The sequence below is a fragment of the Streptomyces sp. NPDC057249 genome (assembly GCF_042669245.1).
Classification (GTDB): domain Bacteria; phylum Actinomycetota; class Actinomycetes; order Streptomycetales; family Streptomycetaceae; genus Streptomyces.
Genome location: NZ_JBHUXS010000002.1, coordinates 395317 through 407556, shown reverse-complemented (window position 1 = coordinate 407556; position 12240 = coordinate 395317). Strand labels below are relative to the sequence as shown.

Here is a 12240-nt window from a genome sequence, read left to right as displayed (position 1 = left end):
GCGCGTCAGTACGGCTGCACCAGCACGTGCGCCGCGCCCGGGATGCCGGTCTTCAGCAGCTCGTCCTCCTCCGGCGTGGTCTCCCCGCCCGTCTCCTGCTTCAGCACCGCACGCGACATGGCCTGCACCCACATGGCACGCGGACGGCGACGGGCCTCCCACGCGTCCAGCGCCGCGTCGACGTCCGCCTCGGCGTCCAGCGACTCGGCGAGCACCAGCGCGTCCTCCACGGCCATCGCCGCGCCCTGCGCGATGTGCGGGGTGCTCGCGTGCGCGGCGTCACCGGCCAGGACCACCCGGCCCACGTGCCACGGCTCCTCGACCGTCACCTGGGAGATCCGGGAGTAGACGACCGCCTCCGGCCCGGTGACCGCGGCCAGCGCCTCGGCGACCGGCCCCGAGAACATCGCCAGCCGCTCCTTCAGCTGCTCGTGCGCGCTCGAAGGGTCCGGCCGGAAGTCCTCGGCCTCCGCGAAGACCGAGCCCAGGTACATCAGCTCGTCGGTGATCGGGGTGAGCAGCGCCTTCGCGGCCTGACCCGCGGTGCCCATCACGACACCCCGCACCTGCTCCTGGCGGGGCACGGTGACGCGCCAGTTGGCGAAGCCGGTGTACTGGGGGGTGTAGCGGTCCCCGTACAGCCGGGTGCGCAGCGGCGAGCCGATGCCGTCGAAGCCGACGACGAGGTCCCAGCGGCCGGCCGAGCCGTCGGACAGGGTGACGTCCACGCCGTCGCCGTCGTCGATGAGCTCGGTGATGGTCGCGCCGAACCGGATCTTCGCACCGGCCGCGGTGGCCGCCGCGTTCAGCACCCGGGCCAGCGCGGGGCGGGGGATGCCGTTGTTGGACGGGGCGTCGCCCATGCGCGGCTGCGGTATCTCGGCCAGGGTGTTGCCGGCCGGGTCCGCGATGGTCAGCACCTCCCACTCGAAGCCCGCCGCCAGGCACTCCTCCAGCACCCCGATCTCCCGCATCACGTGCAGGGCGTTCGACGGCTGGATGATGCCGACGCCGAGGGCGTCGAGCTCGTCGCGGAGCTCGGCCACCTCGACGGTGTGGCCCCGACGGGCCAGGGCGGTGGCGAGCGTCAGCCCGCCGATGCCGCCGCCGTGGATCAGGACGCGCAGAGGTGTTGCCATGTCGGATCTCTCCAGAGCGAGAAAGTGAGGGAAGGGGAGGGGCGGGCCGGGATCAGCCCGCCGCCACGGGCAGGCTCATCAGGTGGTCCACGAGGGCCAGCAGCACGTCCCGGCCGAACGGCCGCTCGCGTACGTCGCCGACCAGCAGCGGCACGTGCGGGTCCAGGTCCAGGGCGGCCCTGATCTCGTCCGTGGTGCGGGTGTTGTGCCCGTAGAAGCAGTTGATCGCGACGACGAACGGGATGTCCCGGCTCTCGAAGAAGTCGATCGAGGCGAAGCTGCTCTCCAGCCGTCGGGTGTCGGCGATCACGACCCCGCCCAGGGCCCCGTTGACCAGGTCGTTCCACATGAACCAGAAGCGCTCCTGGCCCGGTGTGCCGAACAGGTAGACGACCAGGTCCTGGCTGACCGTGATCCGGCCGAAGTCCAGGGCCACGGTCGTCGTGTCCTTCTGGCCGACGCCGGCCAGGTCGTCCACGCCGATGCTGGCCGTGGTGAGAAGCTCCTCGGTGCGCAGCGGGGCGACCTCGCTGACGGCCCCCACGAGGGTGGTCTTGCCGACGCCGAAGCCGCCGGCTATTAGGATCTTGACGGCGGCGGGCGCCGCCTGACTGGTGGTCATCTTGGGTCAGAGTCTCCGGAGTCCGTCGCGAACAGCGGCCAGTACGCCCATGTCGGCGCCGCCGGACGCCCGGGCCACCGAGAGCGGGGCCCGGGCGATCAGGAGGCCGGTGGCGACCAGGTCCGCCAGAAGGATCTTGGTCACCGAGATCGGCAGGTCGAGGTCCGAGGCGACCTCGGCGACCGCCGCGGGCCGCCGGCAGCGGTCCAGGATCAGCCGGTGCTCCGGCTGGAGCCGGCCCGGGCGGGCCGCCGCGCCGTGCTCGTCCCGCGGATCGTGCGCGGTCGTGAGCACGGTGATGAGGGTGAGGTCGTCCCGGTCGGGGGCCGTCCTGCCGCGGGTGATGGTGTACGGGCGCACCATCGTTCCCGCGGCGTCCTCGCCGTCGTCCTCGAAATCCCCCTGCCCGTAAGGCCAGTGGCCGGTCACGCCCGCGGCCTGTCCCCGGCGCCGAAGGCGTCGAAGTCGTCCCGCGCCGGGGTGCTGAGCTTCTGGCCGACCTGGAGTACGAGGTTGTGCATGGCGAGCGACATGATCTCGGCGTCCACCTCCTGGGAGGCGATGACGGCCAGGTGGGTGCCCTGGCCCGCCGAGATGATGAAGAGCCACAGGTCCGCCAGTTCGACGATCACCTGGTGGACGCCACCGCCGTTGAAGAGCTGGCCCACACCGCGGGCCAGGCTCTGCTGCCCGGTGCAGATCGCGGCCAGCCGCTCGGCGTCGGGCCGCGCGATGGTGCGCGAGTGGCTCACCACCAGCCCGTCGTCCGAGAGCAGGACGGCGTTGATGGTCTCGGCCACCGAGTCGACCAGACCGTCGAGGAGCCAGTCGAGATCCTGGCGAGTGGCGGTTGTGCGTGTCATGTCCGTTCTTCTCTCGTGAGGTCGGGCTGCGTCGGCGGCTCGTCGGTGACGCGGGCGGCGCGGGAGCGGCGCTGGAAGGCTCCGATGGCCGCGCCCGCGCGGTGCGGTGCGGTCCGGGGCGGCGGGTCCTCGGCCCTGACCCGCGGCCGGGCCGCGGCGGCCGGTGCGGACGGGTCGACCCGCAGTTCGTCGGCGAGGCTGGCCTGACGCACCCGGCGCGGCAACGGCGGCTCCCCGGCGGCCCCGGCCGGAAGGCCCGGCCCCGGCGCGGGCTCCGGGAGCTGTGCGGGCTGTACCGGCTGCTGCGTGGGCTGGGCGGCGTGCCCGGCGTGCCCCGGGTGCCCGGCGTGCCCCGGGTGCCCGATGTGACCCGGGTGCCCCGCGGCCGGTTCCGGCTGCGGGGGCAGGGACACCGGGAAGCCGTCCGCGTCCAGTTCGCCCGTCAGATACGTGTCCGGGTAGGGCTGCCGCGGAGCGCCGTACGGCTCCGCGGGCTCCGGGTACGCCTGGTGCGCGACCGGGTACTGCCCCTGGGCCGTCATGTACGGCTGTCCGCCGTCCGGGTACGCGCCCTGGTACGCGGCGTCGTCCTGCCGGACACCCCCGAACGTGTCGTCCCGGTGCCCGTACGCGTGCCCGTCCGTACCGTCGTACGGGCCCTCGGGTGCGGGTTCCGGTGCGGGCACGGGTTCCGGTGCGGGCGCGGCCGGCGTGTGCAGGGCGGTGACCCCGGCGAGTGCCCTGCCCCGGCCCCGGCTGGGCAGCGCGTCGGTGTCCCGGAGCGGGGCCGGGGCCTGGACGGGCTCCTGTGCCTCGGGGGCGGGGACGGCCACCGGACCGGCGTGCGGGCCGGGCACGGTGAGCGCGTCCGGGACCAGCACGACGACCCGGGTACCGCCGAACGCCGACCGGCGGAACTCCACCCGCAGCCCGTGCTGGTCGGCGAGGCGCGCGATCACGTACAGACCGAGGCGGATGTCGTCGGCGTGGGCCAGCACGTCCATCCGGGGCGGCCGGCTCATCAGCTCGTTGGCCGCGGCGAGCTGGTCCTCCTCCATGCCGAGCCCGCGGTCCTCGACCTCGATGGCCAGGCCCCGGCTCACCTGGGCGGCCCTGACCTCGACGGGGCTGGGCGGCCGGGAGAAGGTGAGGGCGTTCTCGATCAGCTCCGCCAGCACGTGCGAGACGGGTCCCACGGCCCGGGCGGCGAGCCACGGGGAGCCGTCCAGGTCCAGCACCACCCGCTGGTAGTCCTGCACCTCGCCCTGGGCGGAGCGCATGACGTCCAGCAGCGGTACGGGCTTGCGCCACCGCCGGTGCGGGGAGCCGCCCGCGAGGATCACCAGGTTCTCCTCGTACCGCCGCAGGCGGGCGGTGAGGTGGTCGAGGTCGAAGAGGCCGTCCAGCACCTCGGGGTCCTCGTGCTTGCGCTCCAGCTCGTCCAGCTTCTTCAGCTGCTGGCCGATGAGCTGCTGGGTGCGGCGGGCGATGCGCTGGAGCAGCCGTTCGAAGCCGCGGTGCTGGTCGGCCTGGTCGACGGCGGCGCGCAGGGCGCTGGTGCGGGCCAGGTCGAGCGCGTGGCCGAGCTGGGCCAGCTCGTCCGTCGCGCCGGGCTCGCCGCCGTCCCCGATCGCCCGGGCCTCGGCCTCGACGTCGATGCGCTCACCCTTGCCGAGCCGTTCGACCACGTCGGGCAGGGCCTTCTCCAGCTCCTCGGCCCGTTCCTGGAGCCGGCTGATCCGGCGGCGCAGGTTCCGGGAGAGCCGCCAGGTGAACCAGATGACCGCGACGACGGCGGCGAGGCCGACGACCGTGGTCAGGACGACCTTGATCAGGAGGGAGATGACACTGTCCTTGCCCTCCGCGACCACCACGTCGGTGCGGGCCTCCATCAGTTCGACCAGCTGGGGCGTGAGCTCGTCCATCGCCCCGCGCCAGTCCGCCTCCTTCGCGCCGAGGGCGACGGAGCCGGACGCGTCCGGGTCGGCCGGGCGCAGCACCTGGGCCTCCACCCGGGCCTTGGCCTTCCAGGCGGCAGAGCCGAAGACCTCCTGCCAGGCGGCCTTCTCGTCGGCCGGGAGATACGGGACGACCTTGGTCGTGTACTGGAACGACTGGGCGGAGACGGCCCGCCGGACCTCCTGGAGGTCCGCGGTGCTCAGCCGGCCCTTCGTCCACCCCCGGGCGAGCAGGGCGTCCGAGCGGGAGATCATCTCCTTGGCCCAGAACAGGTCGACCAGCGGCTGCGAGATCGTGGTGATCCGGCCGTTGTCGACATGGCTGAGGGCCGTGAAGAGCCTCAGGTCGACGGCGATCAGGTCCGTGTAGTAGCGGTACACGGCCTTCTGCTGGTCGTTGTCGCCCTCGTCCACGAGCGCCCGCTGGGCCGGGAGTTGGGTGATCGCCGTCCGGGCCTCGCCGACCGCGTCCCGTACCTCGCCGGGGGCGTCGTCGGTGTCGGTGTCGGACAGCGACTGGAAGCTGGTGATCGCCTTGTCGGTCAGCTTGCGCTGCTTGCGCAGCGCGTCGCTCGCCCCTCCCTTGCGGGCCAGCACCTCGGCGCTGAGCCGCCGTTCCTCCTGGAGGTTGTAGTACACGATGTTGGACGGCTGGCCGGCCTTCTGGGCCAACTGCCCTTGAGCCGCTTGCTTCTGGAAGTCGAGCAGAGTCTGACCACTGGTGACGGCCCAGAGGGCGGCCAGGGCAACACCGGGGACGACGGCCAGTACGAGCAGGGCCGTCCGCAGCGCCATTGTGGTCGAGCTGCTCCGCCGTGACGCGCGCGTGCGCAGGGCATGCTCCTTGACGTGGTACCGACCTCACGGCCGGTCAAATCCATTGAGAACCAGGACGGATAGATAGTAGTCACAGTGCAAAAAAGAAAAGGAAGTGGGATCACATGTTCAACATCTGTCGAGCACATGATCGCCATATCGCGGTGACGCCCCCTCCGATGTGACGGGCCGCCCGGGGTGCGGCGGGTCGGACGGGTGAAGCGGCGCCGGGGATATATCTGTATTTAGTGCCCTCTGTCCGCTCGGTAGCCCCGCAGACCCCGCCGCCCGCCGCCGCACCCCCCAGCCCCGCCGCATGATCGCGCTCATCGTCGCCCACTTCGTCCTCGCGGCCTTCGCCCGTCCGCTGGTGCGACGGCTGGGCGCGCGCGCCTTCCTCGTCCTCGCGCTGCCGCCCGCCGCCACCACCTGCTGGGCGTTCACCCGGTGGGAGACGGCCGCCTCGGGCTCCTCGGTCGACTGGTCCTGGGCCTGGATGCCCGACTACGGCGTCTCCGTGGACCTCCGCCTCGACGCGCTCGCCGAACTCATGGTGCTGCTCGCGTCCGGCGTCGGCACGCTCGTCCTGCTCTACTGCGCCTCCTACTTCAGCGACACGACACCCCGGCTGGCCGGCTTCGCCGGGAACCTCCTCGCGTTCGCCGGGGCGATGCTCGCCCTCGTGCTCAGCGACGACCTGATCTCCCTCTACGTCTTCTGGGAACTCACCACCGTCTTCTCGTACCTCCTCATCGGGTACGACAGCGAGCAGCGCCACAGCAGACGCTCCGCCCTCCAGGCGCTGACCGTCACCACGCTCGGCGGCCTCGCCATGCTCATCGGCTTCCTGATCGTCGGTCAGCAGGCCGGCACCTACCGCATCTCCGCGATCCTCGCCGACCCGCCGCAGGCGACCGCCGCCGTCCAGGCCGCCGTACTGCTCATCCTGTGCGGGGCCCTGTCCAAGTCGGCGGTCTGGCCGTTCAGCCTCTGGCTGCCCAACGCCATGGCCGCGCCCACCCCCGTCAGCGCCTATCTGCACGCCGCCGCGATGGTCAAGGCCGGGGTCTATCTGATCGCCCGGCTCGCCCCCGCCTTCGCCGACGTGCCCGGCTGGCGGCCCGTGGTCATGGTCTTCGGCGCCGCGACCATGCTCCTCGGCGGCTGGCGCGCCCTCAGACTGCACGACCTGAAGATCGTCCTGGCGTACGGCACCGTCAGCCAGCTCGGCTTCCTCACCCTCCTCGCGGGTGTCGGCAACCGCGACGCCGCACTCGCCGCCGCCGTGATGATCCTCGGCCACGCCCTCTTCAAGGCCCCGCTCTTCCTCGTCACCGGCATCGTGGACCACGCCGCCGGCACCCGCGACCTGCGCAAGCTCTCCGGCGTCGGACGCGCCCTGCCCCAGGTGTGCGCCGTCGCCGTGCTCGCCGCCGCCTCCATGGCCGCCCTGCCCCCGCTGCTCGGCTTCGCCGCCAAGGAGTCGGCGTTCGAGGCGCTGCTGCACGGCGGCACGGCGGACCGCTGGGCGCTCGGCATCACGGTCGCGGGCTCGGCGCTCACCGTGGCGTACACCGCCCGGTTCATCTGGGGCGGCTTCCTGCGCAAACCGGGGGTCGCCGACACCCCCGTGCACCGGGTCGGCCCGGCCTTCCTCGCCGCGCCCGCCGCGCTCGCCCTCTGCGGGCTCGTCCTCGGTCCCGGCGTCGGCTGGACCGACCGGCTGCTCAGCGCCTACGCCGACGCCTTCCCGGCCCCCGCCCACCCCTACCACCTCGCGCTCTGGCACGGCTGGGGCACCGCCCTCCTCCTCTCCGCCGCCGCCACCGCGGGCGGCGCGGTCCTCTTCGCCGCGCGCGACCGGGTCGCCCGGCTCTCCCGGCGCATCGCCTGGCCCACCGCCGACGGCGTCTTCGGCCAGCTGCTCCTGGGCCTGGAACGCCTCTCCCTCCAGGCCACCGGCTTCGTCCAGCGCGGCTCGCTCTCGGTGTACCTCGCCACGACCCTGCTGGTGATGCTCGCCGGACAGCTCGCCGTGCTCGTCGCCGACCGCCCCTGGCAGGGCGCCTCCGCGCCCCGGCTCTGGGACGTCCCGCTCCAGGGCGCCGTCGCCGCCCTCACCTGTGCGGCGGCCCTCCTCTGCCTCACCGTCAGACGCCGCATGAAGGCTGTCGTGCTGGCCGGTCTCACCGGCTACGGGACCGCCCTGCTGTTCGTCGTCCAGGGCGGCCCGGACCTGGCGCTCACCCAGTTCTGCGTCGAAACCGTGTCGATGATCGTGTTCGTGCTGGTCCTGCGGCGGATGCCGGTCCACTTCCAGGAGTCCGTCAGCACCTGGCGGCGGGCCGTGCGCATCCCGGTCGCCCTGGCCGCCGCCGCGACGCTCGGCGTGGTGGTCTGGGTCGCTGCCGCCGCGCGCACCGCGTCCCCGGCGGGCGCCGCCATGGTCGAGGAGACCGAGCACCACGGCCTCAAGGACGTCGTCGCCACCATCCTCGTCGACCTCCGGGCCTGGGACACCATGGGGGAGTCCGCCGTACTCGCCGCCGCGGCGATCGGCGTCACCAGCCTCATCTACCTGCACCGCCGCGCCGAAGGGACGGCCGCGCCCGCCGAGACGCGGGACCGCACCGCCTGGTCCGTGACCGCCGAGCCGCTGACCGGGGTGCCCCAGGGGGACGAGGGGGCGCCCGAGCGCGGCTGGCTGGCGGCCGGCGCCACGCTCGCCCCCGAGCACCGGTCCGTCGTCTTCGAGGTGGTGACGCGGCTGCTGTTCCACCCGATCCTGGTGCTCTCGGTCTACCTGCTGTTCTGCGCCGAGAACATGCCGGGCGGCGGCTTCGTCGGCGGACTGGTCGCCGGCCTCGCCCTGATCACCCGCTATCTCGCGGGCGGGCGCTTCGAACTCGCCGAGGCCGCGCCCCTGCAACCCGGCCTGTTCACCGGGCTCGGCCTCTTCGTCTCCACCGGCGTGGCCCTGATCGGCCTCTCCGACGGAACGGTCCTGCACGCCTGGACCTATCACGGCCACTGGCCGCTCGTCGGCGACTTCGAGTTCGGCACCCCGGTCATCTTCGACTGCGGCGTCTACCTGCTGGTCCTCGGCGTCGTCCTCGACATCGTGCGGGCCCTCGGCGCCAAGATCGACCGGCAGATCGAGCGCGCCGCCGCCGAGAAGGCCGCCGCCCGCCGGGCCGGACCCGAGCCGGGGGAGGCCACCCCGTGACCGTCAGCGCCTCGCTCCTGGCCACCGCGGCGGTCCTCTGCGCGGTCGGCGGCATCCTCATGCTGACCCGGCCCCTCACCCGCATCCTGCTCGGCGCGGTCATCGCCGGCAACGGCATCAACCTGTTCATCCTGTCCGCCACCGGCCGGGCGGGCCGCGAACCGCTGCTGTACGGCGTCGACCTCGGCCGGGTCACCGACCCGCTCCCCCAGGCCATCGCGCTCACCGCGATCGTCATCACCCTGGCCACTACCGCGTTCCTGCTCGCCATGGCCTACCGCGGTCACCAGCTGACCGGCACCGACGAGGTCCACGACGACCTGGAGGACCGCCGCATCGTCCTGCGCGCCGAGGTGCTGGACGAACGCGACGAACTGCGCGCGCGGTTCCGGGCCGACGGCGACCGCAGCGCCGAGGCGCGCCGCGCCTACCGCGCCGAACGCCGCCGCCTCCGGGCCCGGCTGCGCGCCGACCGCGCCCTCCAGGCCAGGGGCCGCGACGCCACCGGCGACCTGTGGCACGACGTCCTCGGCGCGGACCCCGAGGACTACGCGAAGAGCGCCGAGGACCCGCACGGGCCCGGAACCCACGACCCGGGAGGCACCGGATGAACGCCCTCGTCCCGCTGCCGGTGCTGCTGCCGCTCTGCGCGACCGGCCTGAGCCTCGCCTTCGGCACCCGGCTCAAGCAGATCCAGCGCCTCATCAGCGTCGCCGTGCTCACCGCCGTGCTCGGCCTCTCGGTCACCCTGATGATCGCCGCCGACACCGACGGTCCGCTCTCCGTGCACCTCGGGGACTTCGCGCCGCCGCTCGGCATCACCCTGGTCGCCGACCGGCTCTCCGGGCTGATGCTGACGGTCTCCTCCGCCGTCACCCTGTGCGTCCTGGTCTACTCCCTGGGCCAGGGCATGGCGGACCGGGACGAGGAGACGCCCGTCGCCGTCTTCCACCCCGCGTACCTGATCCTGGTCGCCGGGGTCTCGTGCACCTTCCTCGCCGGGGACCTGGTCAACCTGTACGTCGGCTTCGAGATCATGCTCGTCGCCAGCTTCGTCCTGCTGACCCTCGGCGGCACCGGTCCGCGCATCCGGGCGGGCTCCACCTACGTGATCATCTCGCTGTTCTCCTCGATGCTCTTCCTGACCGCCATCGCCATGACGTACGCGGCGACCGGCACCGCCAACTTCGCCCAGCTCGCCGAGCGCCTGGGCACGCTCCCCCTGGGCGTCCAGACCCTGATCCAGGCCATGCTGCTGACGGTCTTCGCCATCAAGGCGGCCGTCTTCCCGCTCGCCGCCTGGCTCCCCGACTCCTACCCGACCGCGCCCGCCCCCGTCACCGCCGTCTTCGCCGGGCTGCTCACCAAGGTCGGCGTCTACTGCATGCTGCGCACCGAGACCCTGCTCTTCCCCGGCAACCGGCTCGGCGACCTGCTGATGGCGGCCGCCCTCGCCTCGATGATCGTCGGCATCCTGGGGGCCGTCGCCCAGACCGACCTCAAGCGGCTGCTCTCCTTCACCCTCATCAGCCACATCGGCTACATGGTCTTCGGCATCGGCCTCGCCACCCGGGACGCGTACGGCGGAGCGATCGTCTACGTCGTCCACCACATCACCGTCCAGACCACGCTGTTCCTGGTCGCCGGCCTGATCGAACGCCGGACCGGCACCACCGAACTCACCCGGATCGGCGGCATCGCCCGGGCCGCCCCCGCCCTCGCCGTCCTCTTCTTCGTGCCCGCGATGAACCTCGCCGGCATCCCGCCGCTGTCCGGCTTCATCGGCAAGCTGGGCCTCATGCGCGCCGGCGTCGCCGACGGCGGGGTGTGGGCCTGGATTCTCGTCGCCGGCGCGACCGCGACCAGCCTGCTGACGCTGTACGTGATGGCCAAGGTCTGGAACCTCGCCTTCTGGCGGGCCGCGCCCCCGGGCCAGGCCGCCGCCGGCACCGTCCTGGAGTCCGACGACGACAGCGACGACGACGACGCCGACGAGGGCCCGGACCGGATGGCGGGCACCGGCGACGAGGGCGTCCGCGTCCGCCACCAGCCCGCCGGGCTCGCCGTCGCCGCCACCCTCCACGGCCACGCCGTCACCACCACCAGCGTGCTGCCCCGCCCGATGACCTGGGCGACGGCCGCCGCGGTCGGACTCGGCCTCGCCTTCACCGTGTTCGCCGGCCCGCTCACCTCGTACACCGACCGCGCCGCCGCCGAACTCCTCGCCCGCACGCCGTACACCCAGGAGGTGCTGGGCCCGTGAAACGCCTCGTCACCCTCTCCTTCCGGAACAAGGACCTGCCGCCGTTCAGCGCCGCGTTCGGCGCCCGGCACCGGAGGGTGCTCGACCTGCCGCTGATCGCCTGGCTCACCGTCATCTGGGTGCTGCTCTGGTCCAGCCTGAACTGGGCGAACCTGCTGACCGGGGCCGTGGTCGCGGTGGTCGTCTGCCTGGCCTTCCCGCTGCCCAAGGTCGACCTGGGGCTGCGGCTGCACCCCTGGGGCATCCTGCGGCTCGCCGGCTATCTGCTGTACGACATGTACACCTCCGGCATGAAGGTCACCCGGCAGATCCACGGCCGGCAGCCCCGCCGGGCGGCCGTCATCGCCGTACCGCTGCGCTGCCGCTCCGACCTCATGCTCACCGCGACCGCCGTCGGGGTGTCCAACGTGCCCGACAGCTCGGTCGTCGAGGTGCGCCGCGCCACCGCCACCGTCTTCGTGCACGTTCTGGACGGCCGGCCGGCCGAGCTGGCGGCAGCCAGGCGGTCCGTATGGCGCATGGAGGAGCTGATGGTACGGGCCTTCGGCACCCGTGACGAGATCGAGCGGGTCGCCGCCCCGCCCCCGGACCCGCCGGACACCGGCGAGCGGCCGGGCGGCCGGAAGGAGGGCACATGAGCGCGCCGGAGACCGTGGACCGGGTCCTGCTCATCGCAGCGGTCGTCGTGACCGTCGTCGCCGGCGCGCTGCTGCTCGCGCGCATCTGGCGCGGTCCGTCGATGCTGGACCGGGCCATCGCCCTGGACGTCTGCGCCGCGCTGATCATCGCCGGTCTCGGCGCCAAGTCCGCCTTCGCCCGCGACCCGTTCTACTTCCCGATCATGCTGGTCCTGGCGTTCCTCGGCTTCACCGGCTCGGTCGGCATCGCGCGCTTCATCGCCGTGCGCGACCGGCCCCCGGGCCATGCGCACGGGGAGCGGGCCCGGAACGGCGGGGAGGAGAGGCCATGAGCGTCTGGCTCCAGATCCTGGACACGGCGGGCGCGGCGCTGGTGCTGCTCGGAGCGGCGGTCTGCCTGCTCGGCGTCATCGGCATGCTGCGCCTGCCGGACGTCCTCTCCCGCAGCCATGCCGCGACCAAACCGCAGGCGCTCGGCATGCTCATCGTGCTCGCCGGGGTCGCGCTGCGGCTGCGCAGCGGCATGGACCTGGCGACGCTGGCGCTGATCGGCTTCTTCCAGCTGTTGACCGGCCCGGTCGCCGCGCACCTGGTCGCCCGCTCCGCGTACCGGACCGGGCAGGTCGACCATGCGGAACTGCTCTTCGACGACCTGGACGAACAGCTCACCGAGGAGACCTGACCGGCCGGTCTTCTCACACCGGCGGCCCGCCCG

At 73.1% G+C, this 12240-nt stretch carries 11 protein-coding genes; 6 read left to right on the top strand and 5 right to left on the bottom strand.

What is annotated here, in order from left to right:
* Positions 1–5: 5 nt before the first annotated feature.
* From ACFUJY_RS05365 to ACFUJY_RS05345, 5 genes are read right to left on the bottom strand one after another with little or no spacing between them, the layout of a single operon-like run.
* Complete coding sequence (locus ACFUJY_RS05365) at positions 6–1139, bottom strand: FAD-dependent monooxygenase (RefSeq protein ID WP_383294826.1); 1134 nt, start codon at positions 1137–1139, stop codon at positions 6–8.
* A gap of 52 nt (positions 1140–1191) precedes the next feature.
* Positions 1192–1761, bottom strand: a complete 570-nt coding sequence (locus tag ACFUJY_RS05360) for an ATP/GTP-binding protein (RefSeq protein WP_383294823.1) — start codon at positions 1759–1761, stop codon at positions 1192–1194.
* A 6-nt stretch (positions 1762–1767) separates the two neighbouring features.
* Positions 1768–2190 carry a DUF742 domain-containing protein gene (locus ACFUJY_RS05355; RefSeq protein WP_383294820.1) on the bottom strand — a complete coding sequence of 141 codons (423 nt, stop codon included), beginning with the start codon at positions 2188–2190 and terminating at the stop codon, positions 1768–1770.
* Complete coding sequence (locus ACFUJY_RS05350) at positions 2187–2624, bottom strand: roadblock/LC7 domain-containing protein (protein ID WP_383294818.1); 438 nt, start codon at positions 2622–2624, stop codon at positions 2187–2189. The genes ACFUJY_RS05355 and ACFUJY_RS05350 overlap by 4 nt, the downstream gene beginning before the upstream one ends.
* Positions 2621–5377, bottom strand: a complete 2757-nt coding sequence (locus tag ACFUJY_RS05345; RefSeq protein WP_383294815.1) for a nitrate- and nitrite sensing domain-containing protein — start codon at positions 5375–5377, stop codon at positions 2621–2623. The genes ACFUJY_RS05350 and ACFUJY_RS05345 overlap by 4 nt, the downstream gene beginning before the upstream one ends.
* A gap of 337 nt (positions 5378–5714) precedes the next feature.
* On the opposite strand from ACFUJY_RS05345, the gene ACFUJY_RS05340 reads away from it, so the two are divergent.
* The 6 genes from ACFUJY_RS05340 to mnhG are packed head-to-tail and all read left to right on the top strand — an operon-like array spanning position 5715 to position 12207.
* The gene (locus ACFUJY_RS05340) at positions 5715–8624 is read left to right on the top strand and encodes a Na+/H+ antiporter subunit A (RefSeq protein WP_383294813.1); all 2910 of its coding nucleotides are present in this window, start codon (positions 5715–5717) and stop codon (positions 8622–8624) included.
* Entirely contained in the window at positions 8621–9235 is a 615-nt protein-coding gene (locus tag ACFUJY_RS05335) for a Na(+)/H(+) antiporter subunit C (RefSeq protein WP_383294811.1), read from the top strand. Before ACFUJY_RS05340 ends, ACFUJY_RS05335 begins: the two co-directional genes overlap by 4 nt.
* Complete coding sequence (locus ACFUJY_RS05330) at positions 9232–10887, top strand: Na+/H+ antiporter subunit D (RefSeq protein WP_383294808.1); 1656 nt, start codon at positions 9232–9234, stop codon at positions 10885–10887. Before ACFUJY_RS05335 ends, ACFUJY_RS05330 begins: the two co-directional genes overlap by 4 nt.
* Positions 10884–11525 carry a Na+/H+ antiporter subunit E gene (locus tag ACFUJY_RS05325; protein WP_383294805.1) on the top strand — a complete coding sequence of 214 codons (642 nt, stop codon included), beginning with the start codon at positions 10884–10886 and terminating at the stop codon, positions 11523–11525. The genes ACFUJY_RS05330 and ACFUJY_RS05325 overlap by 4 nt, the downstream gene beginning before the upstream one ends.
* Positions 11522–11857 (top strand): monovalent cation/H+ antiporter complex subunit F, encoded by a 336-nt coding sequence (locus ACFUJY_RS05320; RefSeq protein WP_383294802.1) that lies wholly within the window; start codon positions 11522–11524, stop codon positions 11855–11857. The genes ACFUJY_RS05325 and ACFUJY_RS05320 overlap by 4 nt, the downstream gene beginning before the upstream one ends.
* A complete protein-coding gene (gene mnhG / locus ACFUJY_RS05315; RefSeq protein WP_383294799.1) occupies positions 11854–12207 on the top strand; it encodes a monovalent cation/H(+) antiporter subunit G in 354 nt (117 codons plus the stop codon). Before ACFUJY_RS05320 ends, mnhG begins: the two co-directional genes overlap by 4 nt.
* Positions 12208–12240: the final 33 nt, after the last annotated feature.